This is a genomic window from Tardiphaga sp. (genome assembly GCF_028290495.1).
Taxonomy (GTDB): Bacteria; Pseudomonadota; Alphaproteobacteria; order Rhizobiales; family Xanthobacteraceae; genus Tardiphaga.
Map to the genome: position 1 here is coordinate 24,827 of NZ_JAQGJT010000054.1, position 24,070 is coordinate 48,896.

Below are 24,070 nucleotides of genomic sequence, written 5' to 3' on the forward strand. Positions count from 1 at the left end.
GGTTCGAAGCCGGAACCGATAGACCCGAAAGCGTCCCATGATCGGAATTGTTCGTCTCGCCCTAAGCCGTCCATACACGTTCATCGTGATGGCCGTGCTGATCCTGATGTTCGGCGTGTCGTCGGCGCTGCGGACTCCGACCGACATCTTCCCGAACATCAACATCCCGGTCATCAGCGTGGTATTCAGCTACACGGGACTTCCGGCCGACGACATGGCCGGACGCATCGTAACGTTCTACGAACGCTCGCTGCCCAACAGCGTCAACGACATCGAGCACATCGAGTCCCAGTCGATAGTCAATTACGGGATCATCAAGATCTTCTTCCAGCCGACGGTCAACATCAACGCCGCGCTGGCGCAGGTCAACGGGATGTCGCAGACGGTGCTGAAGCAGATGCCTCCCGGCATCACGCCGCCCCTGATCGTGAGCTTCAACGCCTCCAGCGTGCCGATCCTGCAGCTGGCGCTGTCGAGCAGTCAGATGTCTGAGACCGCGATCTATGATGCGGCGCTCAATTTCATCCGGCCTGCGTTGGCGCCCGTTCCCGGCGCGGCGTTGCCGCTGCCGTTCGGCGGCAAGGTCCGTCAGGTGCAGGCGGACCTGAACCAGCAGGCGCTGCACCAGTATGGAGTTTCGGCGAACGACGTCATCAGCGCTCTGTCGCTGCAGAACCTGATCACGCCGGTGGGCACCCAGAAGATTGGCACTTACGAATACACCGTCAACCTCAACGGGTCGCCGCAGGCGATCGATGCGTTCAACAACCTGCCGGTCAAGACCGTCAACGGCACTGTGGTCTACATGCGTGACGTCGCGTACGTCCACGACGGCAACCCGCCGCAGATCAACGCGGTGCACGTCAACGGCGCCAGCGCGGTCCTGCTGACGATACTGAAGGCGGGCGCAAGTTCGACACTCGATATCGTCAACGGCATCAAGGCGCTGCTGCCGACCGTATCATCGACGCTGCCGAACAGCCTGAAGCTGATCGCGGTCGGGGATCAATCGGTGTACGTCACCGATGCGGTGAGCAGCGTGATCAGGGAGGGCGTGATCGCCGCCACGCTGACGGGCTTCATGATCCTGCTATTCTTGGGAAGCTGGCGCTCCACGCTGATCATTACGCTGTCGATCCCGCTGGCGATTTTGGCCGCGTTGACCGGGCTGTCGCTGCTCGGCGAGACCATCAACGTCATGACGCTGGGCGGATTGGCGCTTGCGGTCGGCATCTTGGTCGACGACGCGACGGTGACGATCGAGAACATCAGTTGGCACATGGAGCAGGGGAAGGACATCGAAACGGCCATTCTCGACGGCGCGCAGCAGATCGTCATCCCGGCAACGGTCTCGGTTTTGTGCATCTGCATCGCCTTCGTGCCGATGTTCGGGCTCGGCGGCGTCGCCGGCTATCTGTTCCAGCCGCTGGCCGAGGCCGTGATGCTGGCGCTGGCGGCGTCCTACGTGCTGTCGCGAACGCTGGTGCCGACGCTCGCGAATTATCTGTTGCGCGGCCAGCATTCGCCGTCGGCGGAGAGCGGAGGCCACGGCCTCGATAAGCCGCCAAGCCGCAATCCGCTGGTACGCTTCCAGCAGGGCTTTGAGCGCGTGTTCAACCGGATACACGAGGGCTATCTGGGAATCCTGCAACTATGCCTGAAGGCGCGAATTCCGGTCATCATCGGGTTTCTCGCCGTCAGCGTCCTGTCATTCGGCCTGGCACCATTTCTCGGTCAGGACTTCTTCCCGACTGTGGATGCTGGACAGATCAAGCTGCACATCCGGGCGCCGACGGGAACGCGGATCGAGGAAACCACCAGCCTCTCCGACCGCATCACGACGGAGATCCAGGGCATCATTCCGGCCAATGAACTGACCGGCGTCGTCGCCAATATTGGCCTGACGGTCAGCGGCATCAACATGGCCTACAACAATTCCGGCACCATCGGCGTCGCGGACGCCGATATCCTGATCAGCCTCGGCGCCAACCACGCGCCGACCGACGATTACATCAAGACGATGCGGACCCAGCTTCCGCGCCAGTTTCCCGGCACCGACTTCGCCTTCCTGCCGGCGGATATCGTCAGCCAGGTGCTGAACTTCGGCGTGCCGGCTCCGATCGACCTGCAGATCGCCGGCCGCGACGTCGCAGCCAACCGCAAGTATGCGAACTCGCTGCTGACGAAGATCAAGCAGATTCCGGGCATCGCCGACGCGCGCATCCAGCAGGCGTTCCAGCAGCCGACGCTGAACGTAAACGTCGATCGCTCGTTCACCTCGCTCGCCGGCCTCAGCGAAAAGGACGTCGCCACGGCGATGCTGACGACGCTTTCGGGCAGCTCGCAGTCCGCCCCCACCTACTGGCTCAACCCGGCCAACGGCGTCTCCTACGCGGTCTCCGTGCAGACCCCGCAGCGCGACATCGACACCATGACGGGGCTGAAAAACATCCCGGTCACGGCCTCCGGGTCGACAAACACGCAGCTTGTTGGCGCGCTCGCCGACGTCCAGCGGTCGAACAGCAATGTCGTGGTGTCGCACTACAATGTGCAGCCGATCATCGACATCTACGCGACGCCGCAGGGACGCGACCTCGGCGCGGTCGCCGCTGAGATCAACAAGGTGGTCGCCGCGACCGCCTCCGAGCTGCCCACGGGCGCCACCGTCACGCTGCGCGGCCAGGTCGCCACCATGACGAGCGCCTACAAGCAGCTCTACATCGGCCTCGCGGTGGCGATCGTGCTGATCTATTTGCTGATCGTTGTGACCTTCCAGTCCTGGCTGGATCCGTTCGTCATCATCATGGCGCTGCCGACCGCGCTGGCCGGCATCGTCTGGATGCTGTTCGCCACGGGGACGACGCTGTCGGTTCCCGCGCTTACCGGCGCCATCATGTGCATGGGCGTCGCGACCGCCAACAGCATCCTGGTCATCAGCTTCGCGCGGGAGCAACTGGCTTCTGGAGTGGATTCCTTGGGGGCCGCCTTCGAGGCGGGAAGCACCCGCTTCCGCCCGGTGGTGATGACCGCGCTCGCGATGATCATCGGCATGTTGCCGATGGCGATCGAGCCCGGACAGAACATGCCGCTGGGACGGGCCGTGATCGGCGGACTGCTGTTTGCGACCTTTGCCACCCTGTTTCTCGTGCCCTCCATCTTCAGTCTCGTGCACGGCCGCAAGCAAAAAACGGTCGTCAAGTCACACGCTGCACCTGCAGCATCGAATTGAGCGGAACCAACATGCAACCGAAAACCATCACGCCACCCAGCCGGCGCAGCCTCCTGATCACGGCGTCCGTGGTGGTGCTGGTGGCAGCCGTCGTGCTCGGTTACGGCTTTTTCGAGCGTGCCCGCAGTACCAGGGATATCGCGCAATGGACGGTTTCGCAGGCGGTGCCAACCGTGGCGCTGGCGAAGTTCGCTCTGTCAAGCCCCCAGCAAGCGCTGACGCTGCCGGGAAATATCCAGCCCTTCAACAAGGCGGCGATCTATGCACGCGTGAACGGGTACGTGCAAAAGTGGGATCACGACATCGGCTCGCCGGTAAAGGCCGGGCAGGTGCTCGCCGTTATCGATGCTCCGGACCTTGATCAGCAACTCGGCCAGGCCAAGGCGACGCTCGCCAGCGCCAAGGCCAACGAGCAGATCGCGACGCTGACGGCCAACCGGAATGGCATCCTGGTCGGCAAGCAGATCGTGTCGCAGCAGCTTGCGGACCAGACCCAGGCGGATGCGGATGCCAAGAGAGCCGTCGTGGATGCAAACGAGGCGAACGTTCGCCAGCTTGAGGCGCTGCAGTCGTTCAAGACCTTGACGTCGCCCTTCGATGGCGTCGTCACCGCGCGCAACATCGAACTCGGCATGCTGATCAGTTCAGGCGGCAGCGGGCAGGCCTTGTTCCAGGTCTCCGACCTGCACCGCGTGCGCATCTACGTGCAGGTCCCGCAGGCCTTCACGGCCGGCCTCGCGCCGGGCATCAAGGCGACCTTCGAGATGCCGCAATATCCCGGCGTGCAGTTCGAAGCCGTGGTATCGCACATCTCGCAGTCGATCGACGCTTCATCGCACAGCATGCAGGTCGAACTGCAGGCCGACAATGCCGCCGGAAAGTTCTTCGGCGGCAGCTACTGCAATGTCCATTTCAGCCTGCCGAGCGCGCCCAACCTTGTCACAATCCCTTCGACGGCACTGATCTCCGGAAGCCAGAGCAAGCAGGTTGCGCTCGTCGGCAGCGAAGACAAGGTGGTCGTCAAGACGGTGCAGCTCGGGCGCGACTTCGGCGACACCGTCGAGGTTACCGCTGGCCTGTCGATCTCCGACCGGCTGATCAACAATCCGGCGGAGACGCTCGTCGCCGGCGACGCCGTGCAAATCGCGAGCGGCCCCAAGCAGGCGGCGGCTGCGGCCGCACCAAAGGCCCAGTAAAGGATGGTCGGGATGGTCGTTAGTCCATGAAGATCGCGAAAGTCATTCTGATGTCTCTTGCCATCAGTACGTTCGGAGCAGTCGCGCTATCGCGCTACCACGCCGAGCAGGCGGAGATTTCCGTGCCCTGCAGCCGCAGCACGGAAAGCAACTTCGGCGGCGTCAGCGATACCGATATTGCCGCGGCGACCGCAGGTAGAGAATCGGTGTATTCGCGGGTGCCGTCCGGAGCCACTGTCGCAGAAGCGGAGTCTCTGGGTTGCCCCGTGGAAAGATGGTGACGCTCGTGGACCGCCGGCAGTCGTGCAAAGTACAAGTGAAGATATGCCGGGAAAGGGCCTTTCAGGATCCGCGTCATCGTGAATTTTGGCTGACGGAAGAAGCCAAATGGCAATGCCGCCTGGATGAGGAGAACGGTTCGCCTTCAGTGGGCGGAAAATGGTCCGGCGGCGAACAATGGATCAGGCGGAGGTAACTGCTTCGTCGCTAGGCCCTAGGTCGAACTAGGTCACTCGATGCGATCGAGGCGGGCTGTGCGCTCCAGCCGGGCGGCGCTCGACGAAGCAATTCGAACCATCTCCATGCATTCAACGTGACGAGCTTCGGCCTTCCTCATTCTGCGCTAATTATCGTCTGGTACGTCTGCCGGTCGCGCAAAGGCGACTCAGGAAAACTTCGTGCATTCACGCCAAATCTGCCCGAAATGCAGCAGCGCCATGAAATCGAGAAGATGCGCGACAGCGGTCTTTGCGAATGGGTCTGTCTGAATTGCGGTGTTCCAAATCCAATCGAACGTGCGTGGATCAAAGGCGAACTCAAACCTCCTGAGTGAACAACCGCAAATTGAAAGTGTGACGCAGCAGGGCAGGCACTAGTTGAAGTACGTTGGAGCACGCATCAAAGGTACTGAAAGAACTCAAGACCGAACTTCAAAATTCGGAAGCCGGCAGCCCGCCCGACAACATTGTTTTGGCGCAACCCAAAGACAAGCCGACCCGCGTTGAAGTCAGGCGGCCGGATCCCGGAGCTGGCCTTCCACTTCGAGCATTCTCTGGATGGTCCGGATCACTCAGGAGCAGCTTCTGCTCCTCCAGCTTCTCGATGAACTTGGCCCTCTGGATATGGACCGGGTCACTGGCAGCTTTCGGCATGGTGGTGAAGGCGAGCGACGGGCATCGGGTAGTCTCAAACCCGCGCGCCGCATACGTGGTTCAAGCCAATAATCGTTGCGATGTGCGATCGTTCCGAGACATCGCGATCAAACGATCGAGAGCCCCAAGCGCAAATCTCAAACTTTCTCCATCGACGAGCAGGCCGTCCTGTATCTTGCCTGTAATGCTGCCGATAACGACTTGGGGTCCGGTAACGATTCCCGCTCCGATCGCAAGCAAGGTCTCGTTCACCTGCGCCTGCGCCCGCACACCGCCCGTGAAGGCGGGCGATACCGAGATGACCAGAACCGGTTTGTCGATCAATGCCGATTCACCGAAAGGCCGGGAGGCCCAATCCAAAGCATTTTTGAGGACGCCGGGAATGCCGTGATTGTATTCCGGTGTAACGATCACAACTCCGTCGCTGGCCCAGATGGCCTCGCGAAATGTTCTCACTTCCTCCGGCGCAGCCGGTCCATCTTCGTCTTCGTTGTAGAGGGGAAGCCGCAGGTCGCAGGTTTCGATTTGAGCGGCAGGAAGGAGATTCTCTCGCAGCCCAGACAAAACGGCACTCGAATAGGAGGACCTGCGCAAGCTTCCCGCCATTCCGACAAGGCGCGGCTTTCCGACGATTTTATGCATGAATGGTACTCCCGCGGGATGGAGACAAGGGACCGCTGCCTGCTCCCGTCGATTCAATCGCCGCTGCGATTTCTGCAAGATCGCCGTTCGTTAGTTCGATGCTGGCTGCATTGATCCACCCGTCAACCTGCGATGGACTGCGGGCACCGACAATAGCAGCCGTGACGCCGGGCCACGCAAGCGTCCACGCGACCGCGCTCGCGGCGACCGTTGTATGATAGCGATCAGCGATGGACAGGAAGGCATCAGCAAGCTTGAGATTGCTCGTCAGTTTTTTGCTAGAATATTCAGGGTTGCGCGAACGCCAGTCATCCTTCGGAAGCGCCTGCGCGCGTGCGAGCGTGAAGCGGCCAGAGAGCAATCCGGACTGCATCGGGCTGTAGACGATCACGCCGGTGTGGTGTGCATGGCACCAAGGCAGTTCCGCCGAGCCCACACCGCGACGGATCGCGGAAAAAGGCGGCTGGAGCGTATCCACATGACCGAGCAGTTCGGCAGCATCGAGCTGTGCGGCGTTATGATTCGACAAGCCAACTGCGCGAACTTTTCCTTCAGCCTTCAGATCCAGCAGCGTTTGCCAGTAGTCCTGCAGCGGCGTACCATCCTCAGCTGGCCAATGCATCTGGTAAAGATCGATACGCTCAACGCCGAGACGTTTGAGCGACGCTTCCACTTCGCGCCGGATGTTTGCGGGAGCACCGACCTGCTGGGGCGGCGCTTTCCGGTCGTTTTCGTTCCAGACAAGACCGCATTTGGTGAAAATATAGGGACGCTCGTTCGCGGACATCTCTGCAAGGGCCCGACGAACCACCTCTTCCGAATGACCGAGCCCGTAGACCGCAGCAGTATCGATCCAGTTGATGCCGCGACCGACGGCATGACGAATGGCTGCAATCGAATCTTTGTCGTCCTGGGTGCCCCAGCCGACAGCCCAATCAGATCCGCCGATCGCCCACGCGCCGAACCCCACGCGGGTGATGTGCATATCGGTGAGACCGAGACGGCGCGTCGGCAATGGAATGTCTGTCGGTAAATTTCTGGGCTCAATCATATTGCTCTCCTCACATGCTGGAGAAGGCAACATGGGTATCCCTTGCCCATCGTTCCAATAGAATATAGTGATGCCATTAAGCGATGGAACAGCTAAATAAGGAGCCGTTCGTCTTGGAAATTCGCCAGTTGCAGCATTTTGTGGCCGTCGCCGAGGAGAAGCACTTCACCCGGGCCGCGCAGCGCATGAACATTGTGCAATCGGCGCTTTCAAATTCGATCCGGCTGCTTGAGGAAGAACTGGATGCCAAGCTATTTGTCCGGAGTACGCGGCAGGTCAGGCTGACCGATGCCGGACGGATGTTGCTCGACAAGGCGAGGACCGCGCTCGAGTCCATTCAGGACGCCCGCGACGCGGTGGCTTCGGTTCGCAATCTCAAAGGAGGATCACTGAGCATCGGCACAGTCCAAAGCCTACCGGCGTTTTTGGATCTACCCTCGCTCATCGAAAAATTTCATGCCGCGTATCCTGGCGTCGAAGTCAGACTACGCCAGGGCAGTTCGACAGATCTTCTCGAGAAAATCAGAAGCGGCCGGCTCGATCTAGCGTTTCTTCCGCTGAGTGAATCTCCAGACGATATCAAGTGCGATATGATCGCTTGTGAGGCACTCGTTGTCGCATGCGCTCCAAGCCACCCTCTCGCCGGAGCGAGCAACATTTCCTTCGCTGCTCTGAAGGACGAGTCTTTTGTGGATTTCGAACCTGACTGGGGCACTCGAAAACTGGTCGACCAGGGATTTTCCGGAGCCAGCGTTAGCCGGCATATTGCCTTCGAGGTCAGTGATCTCGAAACCCTGCTTGAACTCGTCAGTCGGGGCATGGGAATTGCCCTGCTTCCTGAGGCGATCGCAGAAGCTCGCCGACCCTCCCTCGGAATTGCCCAACTGGCGGAGCCAGAAATTTGCTGGGAGTTGGTAGTGGCTTATCTGGCAGCGGACGGCGAAGACCAAGGCCCGTCAGATAACGCCGCGCGCGCTTTTTTAAACTTGATGAATATCTATCCGCAGCACCCGGATGGCTAGGATCCTGATTGCATTTGATGAGACATCAATGTTGTCAGCGTGACTATTTATTTTTGACCGACGGATTTAAATCCGTCGGTCAGCGCCTGCATGAAGCTCATGAGCGCATCCTCTTCTTTGTCAGAGAGGTTCAGATGACCGACTCGGATCTCTCAGTAACTTCAGGCACTGGCCAGCAGCCCGTGCTCTCGCAAGTAGACAGCACTGAGCCTCGAACACCTATCTTCGAAATCGTTCTCGATAGTCACTAGGTCCGGTGCCGATCCGCCTTAGGAAGGCCCGCCGCATTGTATCTGGACTCGCAAATCCGCAGCGCGAAGCCACGCGTTGCAATGGAGTATCGCTTTCCTCCAGCAGACGCCGGGCTGAATCCACGCGCGCCATTTCGACAAAGTCTGCAGGCGTAATACCGGTCTCGTTCTGAAACACCCGCGAAAAATTGCGCACGCTCATGGCGGCTCGTCCCGCCAGGGACGTCAAAGTAAGATCGAGCGGGAGATGGTCGAGGATCCAGTGTTGCGCGGACTGAATCCTCCCCTCGTTTGCAATTTGCGCCGCAAGGTGCACGCTGAACTGTGATTGACCTCCGGGGCGTTTGAGAAATACCACCAACCGACGCGCGACCATCAATGCGAGATCCCGACCGTGATCGTCCTCGATCAACTTTAACGCAAGATCGATCCCGGCTGTGACCCCGGCGCCCGTATAGAGTGAGCCATCTTCGACATAGATCTGGTCCGGCACGACCTTGGCTGCCGGGAAGCGTTCGGCGAGTTCTGCCGCGTGTTGCCAGTGCGTCGTTGCATTTAGTCCGTCAAGCAAGCCTGCCGCGCCGAGAAAAAATGCCCCCGTGCATACCGAGCCGTATCTCCGTGCCTTCGGCACGCGGCGGCGCAGCCATCCGTGAAAATCTTGGCTCGAATAAGCGAGTGCAAAGTCGGGCGTTCCGGCGACGAGAAGTGTATCGATAGCTTGGGAATCATCAAAAATCGAAGTATCCGCGATCAACGACATGCCACCTGCCCTGATCGTTCTGCGGGCATCGACGGCCACCAGCCGGATATCGTAGTGAACCCGGCCGGATGATTGACGGTTTGCTTCGAGAAAGGCGTCGAGCGGACCCGACACGTCCAGCGATTGCGCGTTCGGCGGCACGACAATCGCAATCGAGCTCCGCGCCGGTTTTGCACTCATGTTCCTTCATCCCTTCTTTGCGCGTCCGTAGCGCCGCTTCGCGCGCGAGAAGCAAAACGCCGCATGGCCAGATATGCCGCGGCTTTGGCCGAAATCGTCGGCTTACGGTTATTGTGGCCAAACTCACATAATTCTATTTCCTGACTAGGGCAACACGAACAGGAATGTACCGATGTATCGACTTCACTATTTCCCGGCGAATGCCAGCGCAGCACCTCACATGCTGCTCGAAGAGCTTGGCGCCAAATATGAGCTTCTGCTCGTCGACCGGACCAAGGACGCTCAGAAATCCAAGGAATATCTGAAGATCAATCCGAACGGGCGTATCCCAACCTTGGTCGATAACAGTCTGGTCTTGTCGGAGGCCGCTGCCATCGTGCTTCATCTTGTCGATCAACATCGCGGCGCCGGGCTTGCGCCGAAGGTCGGCACGCCTGAGCGCGCAAAATTCTATCAGTGGCTGACCTTCCTGACGAACTCGCTCCAGGAAGAGTTGATGATCTGGCAATATCCGGAGCGTCTGGCCGGTGAGGACGCGGCGGCGAGGGAAACCGTCAAGCACGGCGCAGAAGCGCGCGCCAGTATCTTCCTCGATGTTGTCGAAGATCATCTCAAGGCGAACGGTCCGCTATTCTTCGGCGATGAACTTAGCGCCGTCGACTTCTATCTCATTATGCTCTCGCGCTGGGCGCGCCCGATGACCAAGCCGCCGCGCTCGCGTCCGAACATCGCGAAGCTCCTCGACAAGGTAACAGCTCTTCCGTCGGTACGGCGCGCGTATGCGCGCGAAGGCATCACCGACGAGATCTGCTGAGCGATCAACCAATCCGGCAGTCGGAGGTGAGTCTCCGCGGTCCGCGGAAAGGACCATTGCAATGTCACCCGAAAAAACCAGCCGCAACACACCCAACCGGATGGACTTACCCTTCGTCGGTCTAGCAACGTTTGCTCGCCAACCAGCATGCTCCGATTGGGATAAGCTCGACGGCGCCGATGTCGCCATCCTCGGTATCCCGATCGACACGGCATCGAGCTATCGCGTTGGCACGCGATTCGGACCGCGGGCAATCCGCGAGGCTTCCATGTTCCACGGCTTCGGACCGGAGGGCGTCTTCGATTTCGAGGATGAGGTCACTTATCTGACGATCGGCGAAGTGAAGATTGTCGACGCCGGCGACAGCGACGTGATCTATGCCGATACGAAGCGAAGCCTCGCCAATGCCGAACAGGCCGTGCGCGCGTTACTCGACGCCAAGACTATGCCCTACATCTTGGGTGGCGATCACGCAATCACCATGGCAACCGTCGCCGCTTTCGCAAACGAGAAACCGATCCACATCGTTCATCTCGACGCCCATTTCGACTTCATCGACGGGCGCAACGGCATCACATGGGGGCATGGCAGTCCGATGCGCCGCGCCTCCGAGATGTCCCATGTGAAGGGTATCACCACGCTCGGGCCACATAACATGGCAGCCGTGAGCCGCAAGGATTGGGAAGCTTCCAAGGCCTATGGCACCCACGTCGTTCCGCTGCGGAAGATCCGGGCTCAGGGCGCGGTCGCATCACTCGCACATATTCCAGACGGCGAACGCGTCTACGTCTCGATCGACATTGACAGCTTTGATCCTTCGATTGCGCCAGGAACGGCAACGATTAGCCACGGCGGCTTCACCTACTATGAAGCTAAGGACCTCCTACGCGAAGTCGCGAAGCGGTTTGAGGTGGTAGGCGTCGATTTCGTCGAAGTATGTCCGCTCTACGATCAATCAGGCATCACTTCGTTGCTTGCCGCACGGACCAGCCTCGACTTCATCGGTTCGATCTTCCACCAACGCGCCAAGCGGCGGAGATGACACCGATCAACGGCCCTGGCCCGTCCGGCCACCGTGATGATCCATCCAACCATATTACCAAAGGAGCAACCCAATGAACGACGAATCCAAACGACCGCCCCTGGCCCATGCATCGGGTTCGCCGGTCACGGACAATCTCAACATCCAGACAGCCGGGCCGCGCGGTCCTGCCCTGTTGCAGGATGTGTGGCTCATCGAAAAGCTGGCCCATTTCGCCCGCGAGGTGATCCCGGAGCGCCGCATGCACGCCAAAGGCTCCGGCGGCCACGGCACCTTCACCGTCACGCACGACATCTCACGCTACACCAGGGCCAAGATATTTTCACAGATCGGTAAACAGACCCCGATGTTCGCCCGCTTCTCGACGGTGGCCGGCGAGCGCGGGGCCGCAGACGCCGAGCGCGATATCCGCGGCTTCGCGCTGAAGTTCTATACGGAGGAGGGCAACTGGGATGTCGTCGGCAACAACACGCCAGTGTTTTTCTTCCGCGACCCGCTGCGGTTCCCAGACCTCAACCACGCCATCAAACGTGATCCGCGCACTGGAATGCGCAGCGCCGACAATAATTGGGACTTCTGGACGCTGCTGCCCGAAGCCCTGCATCAAGTAACGATTGTCATGAGCGAGCGCGGTATCCCGAGGAGTTTCCGCCATATGCATGGCTTCGGCAGCCACACATACAGTTTCCTCAACGCCGCAAACGAGCGCATCTGGGTCAAATTCCACTTCCGTACCCAACAGGGCATTCAGAATCTGGCGGATGCCGAAGCGGAGACCCTTGTCGGCAAAGACCGCGAGACCCATCAGCGCGATCTTTTCGAAAGCATCGAGGCCGGGAATTTCCCTCGCTGGACGCTGTTCATCCAGGTGATGACGGACGCTCAGGCGAAGGCTTTCCCCTTCAACCCCTTCGACCTGACCAAGGTCTGGCCAAAGGGCGACTTCCCGCTAATCGAGGTCGGATATTTCGAACTCAATCGAAACCCTGAAAACGTCTTTGCCGAAGTCGAACAGGCGGCGTTTTCTCCCGCTAATATCGTGCCGGGCATCAGCTATTCGCCCGACAAGATGCTGCAGGCGCGGCTCTTCTCCTATGGAGATGCACAGCGCTACCGGCTGGGCGTCAATCACCACCACATCCCGGTCAACGCGCCGAAATGTCCGTACCACAGTTATCACCGCGACGGTGCGATGCGCACTGACGGTAACCTCGGCGGAACTCCGACCTACTTTCCCAATAGCCGAGGTGAGTGGACCGACCAGCCGCAACTTAACGAGCCCCCGCTGGAGATCGATGGCTCCGCGGCGCATTGGGACCATCGTGTCGACGACGATCATTACCAGCAGCCGGGCGATCTGTTCCGCAAGATGACTCCTGCACAGAAGCATACGCTGTTCGACAATACGGCTCGTCAAGTCGGCGGCGCTGCAAAGCACATCCAGGAACGGCATGTGGCCAATTGCACGAAGGCGGATCCCGCCTACGGTGCTGGCGTTGCAGCCGCTCTCGCCAAACTGGGTTGAGCTAGTCGGCTTGCCGGATGTGAGGCGACCATATGGGGCTGGACGATGCGTCCAGCCCGGTGAGTTGCTTGGGGGGTGTTGGCCACTATATCACATTGTCCTGCAATTCAGCCATTGTTGCGTTCGAAAGTGCCGAACGTCCAAAAATGAAGCGCGAGGGTCTCATGCAGCGCACGCAATTCTACGTCACGTTGTGGCTGATCCTAGGAGGCGCACCGGTGCTCATCCTCGGCGGGATTGCAGGCAAGATGGCGAATGCCGATGCCCAAGTTGCAACTGCCGGAACGAAGCAGCAAGGTGACCATGATGTAGGTATTTTTGAACCGGGTCCGCTTGCCCAGCCAAAGTCGCCTCAACAGGCTGGTGTCTCTGCCGACAACACCCGCGTGACGATACCGTCCGACAATCCGCAGACCCCTCCTAAAATTGCTCTCGGCCAGAAACTGTTCTTCGAGCGTCGCTTATCTGCGGATGAGACTGTCGCTTGCAGTAGCTGCCATGACCCAAAAAAAGCGTTCACGGACGGTCGACCAGTCTCGATCGGTATCAAAGGCCGTGTAGGCCAGCGAAACGCGCCAACTATCCTGAACGCCCTTTATAACAAGACTCAGTTTTGGGACGGCCGCGTCCGGACGCTTGAGGACCAGGCCGCGCAGCCGATCGTCAATTCAAGCGAAATGGGCCAACCCAGCCTCGATAAAGCTGTCGCCCGCATTGCGTCCATTGCGGAGTACGATCAAGCTTTTCGTGATATCTTTGGCCGCAGTCCGAATGGTCCCGATTTGCTGCGCGCCATAGCGTCCTATGAACGAACGCAAATTTCGTTTGATTCCCCATTTGATTCCCCATTTGATTACTTTGTCGCCGGAGACGCGAACGCAATCGACGTGTCAGCAAAGCGCGGCTGGGAGCTCTTCAACACCCGAGGCCGTTGCAACAAATGCCATGCGTTGACGGAAGAGGTGCGGGACGCCACGAACTTCACCGATAACGACTTCCATAACATCGGTATAGGTATCATCCGACATAACGTCGTTGCCCTGGCACGGCAGGCCAAGCAGATCATCAACTCGGAGGATGCGGCGTCGGTCGATCGTGCCGCTATTCAGACGGACATGTCAGCGCTTGGCCGCTTCCTCGTCACCAAGAACGAGTCCGATACTGCCTCCTTCAAGACACCAAATCTCCGGAACATATTGGTTACAGGTCCTTACTTTCACGACGGCTCACAACTGACGCTTTGGGATGTCGTGGATCACTATAACAAAGGCGCCGGGCTGCAGAATCCGTATCTGGATGGAGATATTCAGCCCCTCGCCCTGACGGAGGGAGACATTGACGACCTCGTCGCATTCCTGGCATCGCTAACGAGCCCGGATTACAAGGATCAAGGTGTGATCGAGCTTGCGCGCCAACGCGAACTTGCGCGGACAAATCGTCCCCAGCGCGATACGGCTAGGGCCTTCGGTCCGAAATCAGCTCGGCCCACGCCACCGAGCCCTTGAGCACGATGCGTCTGTTGTAAATTCGAGCAAACGGTGCGGAGGCCGTCCTGGCTGCATGACATGGCTCGATCAATGAAGACGGTCTACTCATTTGGTCTCTTTAGCGAGGAAGCCCTATGCCGAGGACGAATTGTTGGAAGAGATCACAAGAGCGTTGAACTGAAGCCGGCCTCTATCTGCCCTTCGCCCAAGCCGGCGGACAGCTCCTGTTCCACCTCGTCAGCCGGTTATAACCCAGAATCCTAGCGAGGCTTCCGGGACATTGCTCACAACATCTTCACGCGGATTATACATGCGACTGACCTGAATATGTTTTGCCGGTCGACGATGATCCTGCTGACTTAGCCTCGCCTTAGGAGCGCTGCGTCGGGATCGCGCATGCCAATCCTCAGATGGCCAGCCGATCCAAACGAAGGCGGTCGCGATCATCCTTGAGGCGCCATGATGCCAGATAGGCTGATGTTGCGGCTGCGAGGCCGCTGCCTCCCGAGAGCAGGAACATCAGGAGGATCTGGTATTTGACAACTTCAAGCGGGTCGAGGCCGGCCAGGATCTGCCCGGTCATGATGCCGGGCAGGGTGACGATGCCTGCTGCAGACATCTGGTTGATCACCGGCAGCAGTCCGCGCCTGATTGCGTTTCTCACCAGTGGCGCGATGGCGACATGATAGCTCGCACCCAGCGCAAGCCGGGCCTCGATGGCGAAGCGCTCGCGCCGGACCGATTCGAGAAATGCATCGAGCGAGAGACTTGCGGAATTGAGAACGCTTCCGAGGACAATGCCTGCGAGTGGTATGGCGTAGTGCGGGTCATACCACGGCTGCGGACGTATCGCAGTGGTTAGCGCCAGGATGGCAGTCAGCAGCGTGGCAAAGCCCACGCTGGAGATGCCGATGACTAGATTGGCGCCGCTCTTGAAGCGAACCTCGGGCCGTGCCGCGACTTCGCGGGCGGCGACGAGGATCATGACGGCGACCAGCAACAATGTCGCTGCGGGGCTATCGATCAAAAAAATCAGGCGCAGGAGAATGCCGATCGCAATCAACTGCACCACCATCCGCGCAGCCGCGACGATGAGTTGCTTGTGCAGGCGCAGGCTGAGCCAGATCGACAGCAGCGCGTCGAACACGATCAGCGATGCAGCGATCAAAATATCCAGGGGATGCAGTAAAATCGGCGTCATGCGGGCACCAGTCGGCCTGAGTTCATGTGATATCGACGCGTGCCCATGCGCTCGGCCTGCTCTGGATCGTGGGTTACGAGCACAATCGCGCGTCCGCGGGACATGAATTCTGACAGCAATGTTTCGACGCGTTCGACTGACGCTGGGTCGAGTGCCGCCGTGGCTTCGTCGAGCAGCAGAACCCTTGGTGATTTGACCAGTGCACGGATCAGTGCGAGGCGCTGTTTCTCGCCGGTCGACAACTGAGTGATGGGCGCATCCATGGCCGACGTCCGAATGCTGAGTCGCTGCGCGAGCTCTGCGGCTGCCTGACGCTCGTCAGAGGCAAAATGGTCACCGACCATGTCGGACCACCAGCCGGATTCCGCGGAGAGATAGATCGCATGTCTGCGCCATTCTGGTGCGGGCATGGTGCCACGTGATTTGCCGTCGAGCCAGACCTCGCCATAGTTGGGATCCAGATCGGCGACCATGCGCAACAGAAGGCTCTTGCCGGAGCCAGACGGTCCCGTGATGGCGGCGCACGTCGCTTCCGAGACGTCGAGCGTCACCGGGCCGGCGAAGGCATTCCGCAAATGCGAGATACGCAGCCCGGTATTTGTCATTCGTGGCGCTCTGTCACGGGCTGCTACTCATCTAACTCTTCGAAGCTTCCGGAGCAGCCAAGGGCAGTGTCATTACAACCCTGCACCCAGTCGTGCCGGAGCCATCGATATTGGAGAGTGAAACCGTCCCGTCGAGGCGTTCGGCGACGCGCTTGACGATTGAAAGGCCGAGGCCCGTTCCGTCTCCGTTGGGGCGACTGCCGCGAACGAAGGGTTCGAAGATATGGTCGAGATCGCCGGGCGGAATGCCCGGTCCGGTATCCCTGACTTCCAGCACGGCGTTGGCGCCGTTGCCAAACACGCTGATATCGACGCGTCCGCCGCGCGGTGTAAATCTCAAGGCATTATCGACGAGGTTTCGGATCGCGGTCGTCAGCGTGATCGAATCGCCGCTTACGATTATCGGTTCGATCCTGTCGAAGCCGAGATCGACGTCGTGCGAGACGGCGTCCAGCAGGAAGTCGACAACCACGTCCTTGGCGCACCGATCCAGCGATGTGGTGACCGGCGCGGTGGCGTGGCCGATGTCATAGCGCGCCAGGGTCAGCAACTGGTCCACCAGCCACTTTGTCCGGCGGGCGCCGTCCCTCAATGTCGCGAGGCGTTTACGGCCGTCCTCGGACAGCTCGGCTTGTTCCAGGTTTTCGGCTTGCAGGCTAAGCGCGGTGATCGGCGTCCGTAGCTCGTGGGATGCGTCAGCGATGAAGCGCCGTTGTTGCTCCAGCAGCACTTGCACGCGGTCTAGCAGACGATTAATCGAGTCGATGAACGGGTGAAGCTCGCGAGGTGTGCGTTCCAGTGGCAGTTTCTTCAGGTCATCCGATCGTCGCGCATCAAGGTGTTCGGCGAGCTGGACCATCGGGCGTAGCGATTGCATCACCACGAGCGCGATCACAAGCATCAGAAATGGCATGGCGGCTGCGAATGGTAAGATCGCGTAGACGGCGCTCTCTCGCGCGATGCCGTCGCGCGCGGCTGTCGGCTGGCGGACGACGATGCGGCTGCCGTCGGAGCGCGTTCGCAGCAGAATCCGCCAAGGATGCTGATCGAGTGTTGCGACGTGCAGTCCTTCTTTGAGCGGCCATAGTAGCTGCGACCCCGCGCTGCCATCGGGTCTGTTGCCCAGCTCTTCGATGACGATCCCTGATTTATCATCGGTGCCGCTGCTGATGGGTTTGCCGGTTGGAAAGCGTGTCTGCAGCGTGACGGCGGCGATCCGCGTCAGTGTGCGATCCTGCATTTCGATCGCTTCGTCGAAAGCCCATCGAAAGATGATCGCTCCGGTGGCCATACCTGCGCCCAGGATCATGAGAACCAGCCCGATCAACAGCCGTCCGCGCAATGAATAGGTCATGACGGCCGATCGACCATCCAGCCGACTCCGCGGACGTTCCGGATCGCTAGCGCACCGAGCTTCTTGCGGAGCGTATGGATGAGATACTCCACCGCGTTGCTCTCGATCTCCTCATTCCAACCGTAGATCTGGCGCTCCAGGTCGGTGCGGGAGAGAATGGTGCCTGGGCGCGTGAGCAGCGCTTGCAGAAGCGCAAATTCGCGTGCGGTGACGATCGTCGTCTCGCCTGAAAAGGAGGCTTCCCTTGTTGCAGGGTCGAGAGTGATCTTTCCGTTGCTCAGAGTAGGTGATGAGCCGCTGCCCTGGCGGCGAAGCACGGCCCTCATCCTGGCAAGCAGCTCGCGCATTTCGAACGGCTTGACGAGGAAATCATCTGCGCCGAGGTCGAGACCGCCGATCCTGTCGTCGATGCTGTCGCGTGCCGTCACGATGATCACCGGCAGCTTCCTTCCGCTCGCCCGCAGGCGCCGGAGCACTTCCGTCCCGTCTATTTCGGGCAGGCCCAGATCCAGCAGCGCAACCTCGTAAGTTTCTACCTTTGCGGCCTGAATGGCGGTCTCGCCGTCCATCACCCAGTCGACGGCATAGGCGGCATCCTTCAACGCCTGCTCGACGGCTGCTCCAATCATCCGGTCGTCTTCGATCAGCAAAACTCTCATTCGGACCCTGTCACGTGGATCGGCAGCGATGGCCGGACGATAATTATCGTTCGTCAAACTTAGCTGTTACTTAGGTGAAAACGAAGGATGCAGGGCCGATGTCCGGCGGTCGGTATCCCGGTGCGCAAGCAGATGCATCGAGATCTGTGCTGCGAAACGTCATGCCCTATGTCGCTTCTAAGTTGCGGCAACCACGATCTCCTTAGCGCAGCGATGCGGTTCCACCGCCTTTGAGGAGATCAGACATGGGCAACCCGACAAATCCATCAGACATGCTGAACAATGTCCCGGAAGCAACGCTCGTCTTCTGGATGATCAAGATCATGTCGACCACCGTCGGTGAAACGGGAGCCGACTATCTGGCTGTGCATGTCGGTCTGGGGATGGCCGTCACCGGATTCATTATGGTCTGCATCCTTGCGGTGTCGTTGGCAAGGCAACTGTTGGCACGACGCTACGTGCCGTGGGTCTACTGGCTGACGGTAGTTCTCGTCAGTGTGGTGGGAACGCAGATCACCGACGTCTTGACCGACAAGCTGGACGTCAGCCTCTATGCGAGCACCGCCGCATTCGCTGTGGCTTTGGCTATCACCTTTGCCGTCTGGTATGGGATCGAGCGAACGCTGTCGATCCACACGATCGTCACGACCCGGCGCGAGCTGTTCTATTGGACGGCCATCCTCTTCACCTTCGCACTGGGAACGGCTGCCGGCGATCTCGCGACCGAAGCGCTGGGTCTGGGCTTCGATCTCGGTGTCTTCGTCTTTGCCGCCCTGATTGCCGTCATCGCAGTCGCTCATTTTTTTTCGGGTGCAAACGCGGTCCTGGCCTTCTGGCTGGCTTACATCCTGACACGACCGCTGGGTGCGTCGCTCGGCGATCTGCTTTCGCAGGCCCAAAATTATGGCGGCTTCGGCTGGGGCACGATCTATACGAGCCTCGCATTCCTGACCGGGATCGTCGCTCTTGTCGCTTGGGTCACGCTGTCGACTGATCGCCCGTCGGCGAAGCGGTCCGCCTGAGAACCAAAACACCGTGTATCGCGATCCGCGCAATAACGTACGGATCGAGCCTAGAGGAGAATGCCGATGAACAAGAAATCAATTGTGATGGCCGCTAGCATTTTGGCAGTGCTGGGAGGTCACGTCCAGTTCGTGCCGTCAGGCTCGTTTGAGTTGATCAGTTTGGCGCAGGCGGCAACGCTCTCGAAGCTCGGAGATCTGACGCCGTTCCGGACGATCGTCGCTGATACAGCAGCCTTGGTAAACAAGGGAGATCTTGCCGGTGCGAAGACCCGTATCAAGGATCTCGAGACGCAATGGGACGAGGCCGAAGCCGGGTTGAAGCCGCGGGCCGCGGCCGATTGGCACAAGGTGGACAAGGCTATCGACGCTGCGCTCGACGCCGTTCGCGCCAGCACTCCGGACGCGGCGAAGTGCAAGCAGGCGCTCACCAACGTTCTATCGACGATGGATGCGCTCGTGACGGGATGACGTGAACTACACGATTTTGGAGCGACAAGCATGGAGGCCACCTTTTGAAAGTGGTCGCCATTTCCCTGTGCGCGCGATGAATTTACAAGACCTGCTTCGAGAGCGCGGCGGCTGTGCTCGCGCCCCGAACAAGGCGCCCGAACAGCCGATCAAAGGCCAGATACACGACGGGTGTCGTGAACAGCGTCATGATCTGCGAAATGACCAGGCCGCCGACAATGGCGATGCCGAGTGGTACTCGCAGTTCGGCGCCGGGGCCGTGGCCGAGAGCCAGCGGTAGCGCGCCGAGCAGCGCGGCCAGGGTCGTCATCATGATCGGCCGGAATCGCAGAATGCAAGCCTGCCGGATCGACTCCGCCGGTGACATGCCGTGCTCGCGCTCCGCCTCGAGCGCGAAGTCGATCATCATGATGGCGTTCTTCTTGACGATGCCAATCAGCAGGATGATGCCGATCATGCCCATGATCGAGAGATCTTGTCCGAACAGATACAGCGCCAGCAGCGCGCCAAGCCCCGCCGACGGCAGCGTCGAGATGATGGTCAGCGGGTGAATGGCGCTCTCATAGAGTACGCCGAGCACAATATAGACCGCGATGACGGCGGCCAGGATTAGCCACGGTTGGCTCTTGAGCGATTCCTGAAACGCCTGCGCCGTGCCTTGGAACGTGCCCGTCAGGCTGACGGGCATGCCGGCTTTGGCCTCGGCATCACGGATCGCGGTGACGGCGTCGCTGAGCGAGACTCCGGGCGCCAGATTGAACGACAGCGTCGTCGCCGGCAGCGCGCCCTGATGATTGATCGTGACCGGAAGCACGCCGATCTTCACGGCGGCGAGCATGCTCAGGGGGATAAGCTTTTGCGTGATCGACGAGCGCACATAGAGATGCGTCAGTGCTTCGGTGTCGAGTTGGAAGCTGGGGTCCAACTCCTGAACGACGTGATACTGGCTGACCTGCGTGAACAACGTCGCGACTTGGCGCTGTCCGAAGGCGTCGTAGAGGATGTCATCGATGGCCTGCACGCTGACGCCGAGCCGGGCGGCCGTGGGTCGGTCGATGACGAGCGTGGCGCTGGTGGCGGCCTTCTGCTTGTCGGAGGTGACGTCCTGAATGCCGGGCAAAGCGGACATGGTCTTCGCCAGAACGCTCGCCCATTTGTCCAGTTCGGCGAGATCCCCACTTTGTAGCGTGTACTGATACTGTGCCGCCGATGCTCGGCCGCCGATCTGAATGTCCTGGCGGATCTGCATCGCCAGCGTCAGGCCTTCTATATTGATGGTGGCCGCCTTGATGCGCGCCAGGATCTCTGCGGCGGTGGACTTTCGTTCGGAGAAGGGCTTCAGGTTGATCTGGATCTGTCCGACGCTCGCCGAGGGACTGGGATTGATCCAGTATACGGTATTGAAAACATCGGGATCGGCCGAGGCGATGTGGCCAAGCTGCTGCATCTTGGTCGACATCAGGTCGAAGGAAATATCGGTTGCCGCCTGCGCTTGCCCCTGGATGAAGCCGGTGTCCTGCTGCGGCAGGAAGCCTTTCGGCATGATTGTGTAAAGCCAGACTGTGAGCGCCAGCGTCCCCACTGTGACCAGCAGCGTCAGGATCCGGTGCCGCAATACGACGTCGAGGCAACGCGCATAGCCGTTCGTCACTGACTCGAAGGCCCGTTCCGACCACCGAAACAGACGGCCACGTGACTTGTCATGGCTATCGTCGATCAGCCAGGCACACATCATCGGCGTAACGGTGAGTGAGATCAGCCCCGACATCAGGATGGCGACGCTGACGGTGACCGCGAATTCGCGGAACAGCCGTCCGACGATGCCGCCCATCAACAGGATAGGAATGAAGACGGCGATCAGCGAGACAGTCATTGAGATGATAGTGAAGCCGACCTCGCGCGAGCCCTCGATGGCCGCCTGGACCTTCGTCTTGCCCATCTCGAGATGGCGGATGACATTTTCGATCACCACGATCGCATCGTCCACAACGAAGCCGACCGCTATGACCAGCCCCATCAGCGACAGGTTATCGAGGCTGTAGCCGAGCAGATACATCACGCAGAATGTGCCCAGCAGCGACAGCGGAATTGTGATGCTCGGGATAATCGTTGCCCAGACGTTGCGCAGGAACACGAAGATAACAGCGACGACGAGGGCGATGGTGATCAGCATCGTGAACTGGACGTCGTCGACCGACGCCTGAATGATCTGGGTGCGATCGCCGACCACGGACAGCGTGATGGCCGCGGGCAGGCCGGCGGAAAGCGCGGGCAGCCGGTCCTTGATCGACTGGATCGTACTCAGCACATTGAAACCGGCTTGCTTGTGGATGTCGATCATGACCGCGCGGGCGCCCTGCAGCCACGCCGCCTGGTGGGTATCTTCAGGGGCGGTGATCAACGTGCCGAGATCACTCAGCAGCACGGGCGCGCCGTCGCGGTAGGCGATCACCATGCCGCGATAGGCCGGCGCGTCGATCAGTTGGTCGGTTGCGTCGAGCACCACCGTGCGGTCCGCATTGCTTAGGGTGCCCTTGGGCGCATTGACGGTCTGCTGGCCGATCATGGCGCGGACGTCTTCCAATGTGAGGCCACGCGACGCGACCTTGTCGGGATCCAGCCTGATGCGAACAGATGGCCGCTGCGGACCATGGAAGTCCACGAGGCCGACGCCAGACATCTGCGACACCTGCTGAGCGATGACGTCTTCGGCGAAATGATCGAGCTCGGTCGTGGACATGATGTCGGAACTGAGCGACAGGGTCAGCAGCGTAAATTCCGCGGGATTGACCTTGTGGAAGGTCGGCGGGTTCGGCAGGTTTTTGGGGAGCGTTCCTGCTGCTGCCGAAATTGCGGCCTGCACATCCTGAGACGCGGCGTTGATGTCACGGGCGAGGTCGAACTGCAGCACGATGGTGGTGCGGCCGGACGAGCTTGTGGACGTCATCTGGGCAATGCCGGAGACATTCGTTGCCAGCGAGTTTTCCAAAGGCGTCGCTACGGCAGTCGCCATCGTTTCGGCGCTCGCGCCGGGCAATTGGGCGGAGACCTGAATAGTCGGAAAGTCGACCTGCGGCAGCGGCGCCACGGGCAGCATGAAATAGGCGACAGTGCCGAGAAGCACGAGCCCCAGCGCCAGCAGACAGGTGCCGACAGGCCGGCGGATGAACAGCTCCGAGATGCTCATCACTCCGTCCTTGCCGCTGAGGACGCTGTCTTGTTGTCGGACTGCGTGACGGACACCAATGTGCCCTGCGTCAGGCGTGATTGGCCGGAGAGCACGATGTTATCGCCGGGATTGATGCCAGAGGTCAGTGCGGTGACATCGCCTACCGTTGGGCCAGTCCTGATCTTCGCCAGTGCGACGGTGTTGGCGGGATTGATGACGAAGACATATGCGCCGTTCTGGCCGTTCTGAACGGCGGCCGACGGCACGACGGTCGTATTCCGGTCGCTCCTGACGACGACGCGTGCCGTCACCAGTTCACCTGGCCACAGGCTGCCATCGTTGTTGTCGAACTCCGCCTTCAGCTTGATCATGCCGGTCAGCGTGTCGACCTGGCTGTCGATCACAGTCAGCCTGCCGGTTGCGAGCAATTTCGATCCATCGCGGATGTGGACGGTCACCTGCAACGGTGCTTTCGCCTGGCCGGCGAGCAGATCCGGGAGCTCGTCCTGCGGCAGCGAGAACTGCACCGAGATCGGATGGATCTGTGTGATCGTCACCAGACCGGTGGTGTCATTGGCGTGGATGATGGCGCCTTGATTGATCTGTTTGAGGCCGACGCGACCGGTGATTGCGGCAAGGATGTGCGTATAACTCAGGTTGATCTTCGCCGTATCGACGGCAGCCTGATCGCCGAGCACGGTCGCCTGCATGATGGCGACCTGCGCCTTGGCCTTATCGGCAGCCTGGCCGGTGCCTGCGCCGGAGATCGTCAGCTTGGCCGCGCGTGCATCTTCCGTGCGATCGCTGGCGAGTTGGGCCAGATCTTTTTGCAATGTCGCCTCGGCGCCATCAAGCTGCGCCTTGTAGGGACGCAGATCGATCTCGGCGAGCAGATCACCGGCCTGAACATCCTGCCCCTCGATGAACGCAATGCGTTGCAACTGGCCGTCGACACGGACCTTTACGTCAACCTGGTTGAGCGGCAGGACGGTGCCAAGTCCCGAGCGCTCGATCGGCAGATCACGTACGCTCGCTTTGACCGCGGTGACTGGGATTGCTGCGGCGGCAGTCGATTTTGCAACGGGTCTGTATGCCTTTCCATACCAAAAGACACCGGTGCCTGCCATTGCGATCAGGCTGACAACGACGATGATGCGCGCACGTCGGCTGCGCAGGGGAAGCTGCTGGCCGTTACCGATGTTCTGGTGGTCGTTTGAAGCGCTCACGTTTTTCCCT

General features: G+C 60.1%; 20 protein-coding genes. 11 read left to right on the forward strand and 9 right to left on the reverse strand.

Going from position 1 to position 24,070, the window contains the following annotated elements:
- The first annotated feature begins 37 nt into the window (after window positions 1-37).
- The 4 genes from JWQ24_RS10505 (at window position 38) to JWQ24_RS10520 (ending at window position 5,257) form a co-directional block, all read left to right on the forward strand.
- Complete coding sequence (locus JWQ24_RS10505) at window positions 38-3,229, forward strand: efflux RND transporter permease subunit (RefSeq protein WP_299807360.1); 3,192 nt, start codon at window positions 38-40, stop codon at window positions 3,227-3,229.
- An 11-nt stretch (window positions 3,230-3,240) separates the two neighbouring features.
- The gene (locus JWQ24_RS10510; protein ID WP_299807361.1) at window positions 3,241-4,425 is read left to right on the forward strand and encodes an efflux RND transporter periplasmic adaptor subunit; all 1,185 of its coding nucleotides are present in this window, start codon (window positions 3,241-3,243) and stop codon (window positions 4,423-4,425) included.
- 26 nt (window positions 4,426-4,451) lie between these two features.
- A complete protein-coding gene (locus JWQ24_RS10515; RefSeq protein WP_299807362.1) occupies window positions 4,452-4,706 on the forward strand; it encodes a hypothetical protein in 255 nt (84 codons plus the stop codon).
- A gap of 311 nt (window positions 4,707-5,017) precedes the next feature.
- Complete coding sequence (locus JWQ24_RS10520) at window positions 5,018-5,257, forward strand: hypothetical protein (RefSeq protein ID WP_299807364.1); 240 nt, start codon at window positions 5,018-5,020, stop codon at window positions 5,255-5,257.
- 379 nt (window positions 5,258-5,636) lie between these two features.
- Here JWQ24_RS10520 and JWQ24_RS10525 read toward each other — a convergent pair whose 3' ends face one another.
- The gene (locus tag JWQ24_RS10525; RefSeq protein WP_299807366.1) at window positions 5,637-6,218 is read right to left on the reverse strand and encodes an NAD(P)H-dependent oxidoreductase; all 582 of its coding nucleotides are present in this window, start codon (window positions 6,216-6,218) and stop codon (window positions 5,637-5,639) included.
- Window positions 6,211-7,269: an aldo/keto reductase gene (locus JWQ24_RS10530; protein ID WP_299807368.1), complete on the reverse strand. Its 1,059-nt coding sequence runs from the start codon at window positions 7,267-7,269 to the stop codon at window positions 6,211-6,213. The genes JWQ24_RS10525 and JWQ24_RS10530 overlap by 8 nt, the downstream gene beginning before the upstream one ends.
- An 83-nt stretch (window positions 7,270-7,352) precedes the next feature.
- Between JWQ24_RS10530 and JWQ24_RS10535 the strand changes: the two genes are divergently transcribed.
- Entirely contained in the window at window positions 7,353-8,291 is a 939-nt protein-coding gene (locus JWQ24_RS10535) for a LysR substrate-binding domain-containing protein (protein ID WP_299807370.1), read from the forward strand.
- 219 nt (window positions 8,292-8,510) lie between these two features.
- On the opposite strand, the gene JWQ24_RS10540 is transcribed toward JWQ24_RS10535, so the two are convergent.
- On the reverse strand, window positions 8,511-9,485 hold the full coding sequence (locus JWQ24_RS10540) for a GlxA family transcriptional regulator (RefSeq protein WP_299807372.1): 975 nt from the start codon (window positions 9,483-9,485) through the stop codon (window positions 8,511-8,513).
- Between the two features lie 172 nt (window positions 9,486-9,657).
- On the opposite strand from JWQ24_RS10540, the gene JWQ24_RS10545 reads away from it, so the two are divergent.
- The 4 genes from JWQ24_RS10545 (at window position 9,658) to JWQ24_RS10560 (ending at window position 14,371) form a co-directional block, all read left to right on the forward strand.
- A complete protein-coding gene (locus JWQ24_RS10545) occupies window positions 9,658-10,299 on the forward strand; it encodes a glutathione S-transferase family protein (protein WP_299807374.1) in 642 nt (213 codons plus the stop codon).
- Between the two features lie 61 nt (window positions 10,300-10,360).
- The gene (locus JWQ24_RS10550; protein ID WP_299807376.1) at window positions 10,361-11,341 is read left to right on the forward strand and encodes an agmatinase; all 981 of its coding nucleotides are present in this window, start codon (window positions 10,361-10,363) and stop codon (window positions 11,339-11,341) included.
- 73 nt (window positions 11,342-11,414) lie between these two features.
- Complete coding sequence (locus JWQ24_RS10555; RefSeq protein ID WP_299807378.1) at window positions 11,415-12,866, forward strand: catalase; 1,452 nt, start codon at window positions 11,415-11,417, stop codon at window positions 12,864-12,866.
- Window positions 12,867-12,898: 32 nt separating this feature from the next.
- The gene (locus tag JWQ24_RS10560) at window positions 12,899-14,371 is read left to right on the forward strand and encodes a cytochrome c peroxidase (protein ID WP_299807380.1); all 1,473 of its coding nucleotides are present in this window, start codon (window positions 12,899-12,901) and stop codon (window positions 14,369-14,371) included.
- A 388-nt stretch (window positions 14,372-14,759) separates the two neighbouring features.
- On the opposite strand, the gene fetB is transcribed toward JWQ24_RS10560, so the two are convergent.
- Genes fetB through JWQ24_RS10580 form a run of 4 tightly spaced genes read right to left on the reverse strand, consistent with a single transcriptional unit; the run spans window position 14,760 to window position 18,172 of the window.
- On the reverse strand, window positions 14,760-15,554 hold the full coding sequence (gene fetB, locus JWQ24_RS10565) for an iron export ABC transporter permease subunit FetB (RefSeq protein ID WP_299807382.1): 795 nt from the start codon (window positions 15,552-15,554) through the stop codon (window positions 14,760-14,762).
- Complete coding sequence (locus JWQ24_RS10570; RefSeq protein ID WP_299807384.1) at window positions 15,551-16,159, reverse strand: ABC transporter ATP-binding protein; 609 nt, start codon at window positions 16,157-16,159, stop codon at window positions 15,551-15,553. Before JWQ24_RS10570 ends, fetB begins: the two co-directional genes overlap by 4 nt.
- Window positions 16,160-16,190: 31 nt before the next feature.
- A complete protein-coding gene (locus JWQ24_RS10575) occupies window positions 16,191-17,513 on the reverse strand; it encodes an ATP-binding protein (protein ID WP_299807386.1) in 1,323 nt (440 codons plus the stop codon).
- The gene (locus tag JWQ24_RS10580; protein ID WP_299807388.1) at window positions 17,510-18,172 is read right to left on the reverse strand and encodes a response regulator transcription factor; all 663 of its coding nucleotides are present in this window, start codon (window positions 18,170-18,172) and stop codon (window positions 17,510-17,512) included. The genes JWQ24_RS10575 and JWQ24_RS10580 overlap by 4 nt, the downstream gene beginning before the upstream one ends.
- A gap of 245 nt (window positions 18,173-18,417) precedes the next feature.
- Between JWQ24_RS10580 and JWQ24_RS10585 the strand changes: the two genes are divergently transcribed.
- A complete protein-coding gene (locus JWQ24_RS10585; RefSeq protein ID WP_299807390.1) occupies window positions 18,418-19,194 on the forward strand; it encodes a hypothetical protein in 777 nt (258 codons plus the stop codon).
- A 66-nt stretch (window positions 19,195-19,260) separates the two neighbouring features.
- Window positions 19,261-19,665, forward strand: a complete 405-nt coding sequence (locus JWQ24_RS10590; protein ID WP_299807392.1) for a hypothetical protein — start codon at window positions 19,261-19,263, stop codon at window positions 19,663-19,665.
- Window positions 19,666-19,747: 82 nt separating this feature from the next.
- On the opposite strand, the gene JWQ24_RS10595 is transcribed toward JWQ24_RS10590, so the two are convergent.
- The gene (locus tag JWQ24_RS10595; protein ID WP_299807394.1) at window positions 19,748-22,852 is read right to left on the reverse strand and encodes an efflux RND transporter permease subunit; all 3,105 of its coding nucleotides are present in this window, start codon (window positions 22,850-22,852) and stop codon (window positions 19,748-19,750) included.
- Entirely contained in the window at window positions 22,852-24,060 is a 1,209-nt protein-coding gene (locus tag JWQ24_RS10600; protein ID WP_299807396.1) for an efflux RND transporter periplasmic adaptor subunit, read from the reverse strand. Before JWQ24_RS10600 ends, JWQ24_RS10595 begins: the two co-directional genes overlap by 1 nt.
- Window positions 24,061-24,070 lie beyond the last annotated feature (10 nt).

Bases quoted from the DNA above. Each gene is read 5' to 3' on its own strand.
- JWQ24_RS10505 (WP_299807360.1), top strand. From the start codon at position 38: ATGATCGGAATTGTTCGTCTCGCCCTAAGCCGTCCATACACGTTCATC.
- JWQ24_RS10510 (WP_299807361.1), top strand. From the start codon at position 3,241: ATGCAACCGAAAACCATCACGCCACCCAGCCGGCGCAGCCTCCTGATC.
- JWQ24_RS10515 (WP_299807362.1), top strand. From the start codon at position 4,452: ATGAAGATCGCGAAAGTCATTCTGATGTCTCTTGCCATCAGTACGTTC.
- JWQ24_RS10525 (WP_299807366.1), bottom strand. From the start codon at position 6,218: ATGCATAAAATCGTCGGAAAGCCGCGCCTTGTCGGAATGGCGGGAAGC.
- JWQ24_RS10530 (WP_299807368.1), bottom strand. From the start codon at position 7,269: ATGATTGAGCCCAGAAATTTACCGACAGACATTCCATTGCCGACGCGC.
- JWQ24_RS10535 (WP_299807370.1), top strand. From the start codon at position 7,353: ATGGAACAGCTAAATAAGGAGCCGTTCGTCTTGGAAATTCGCCAGTTG.
- JWQ24_RS10540 (WP_299807372.1), bottom strand. From the start codon at position 9,485: ATGAGTGCAAAACCGGCGCGGAGCTCGATTGCGATTGTCGTGCCGCCG.
- JWQ24_RS10545 (WP_299807374.1), top strand. From the start codon at position 9,658: ATGTATCGACTTCACTATTTCCCGGCGAATGCCAGCGCAGCACCTCAC.
- JWQ24_RS10550 (WP_299807376.1), top strand. From the start codon at position 10,361: ATGTCACCCGAAAAAACCAGCCGCAACACACCCAACCGGATGGACTTA.
- JWQ24_RS10555 (WP_299807378.1), top strand. From the start codon at position 11,415: ATGAACGACGAATCCAAACGACCGCCCCTGGCCCATGCATCGGGTTCG.
- JWQ24_RS10560 (WP_299807380.1), top strand. From the start codon at position 12,899: ATGGGGCTGGACGATGCGTCCAGCCCGGTGAGTTGCTTGGGGGGTGTT.
- fetB (WP_299807382.1), bottom strand. From the start codon at position 15,554: ATGACGCCGATTTTACTGCATCCCCTGGATATTTTGATCGCTGCATCG.
- JWQ24_RS10570 (WP_299807384.1), bottom strand. From the start codon at position 16,159: ATGACAAATACCGGGCTGCGTATCTCGCATTTGCGGAATGCCTTCGCC.
- JWQ24_RS10575 (WP_299807386.1), bottom strand. From the start codon at position 17,513: ATGACCTATTCATTGCGCGGACGGCTGTTGATCGGGCTGGTTCTCATG.
- JWQ24_RS10580 (WP_299807388.1), bottom strand. From the start codon at position 18,172: ATGAGAGTTTTGCTGATCGAAGACGACCGGATGATTGGAGCAGCCGTC.
- JWQ24_RS10585 (WP_299807390.1), top strand. From the start codon at position 18,418: ATGGGCAACCCGACAAATCCATCAGACATGCTGAACAATGTCCCGGAA.
- JWQ24_RS10590 (WP_299807392.1), top strand. From the start codon at position 19,261: ATGAACAAGAAATCAATTGTGATGGCCGCTAGCATTTTGGCAGTGCTG.
- JWQ24_RS10595 (WP_299807394.1), bottom strand. From the start codon at position 22,852: ATGAGCATCTCGGAGCTGTTCATCCGCCGGCCTGTCGGCACCTGTCTG.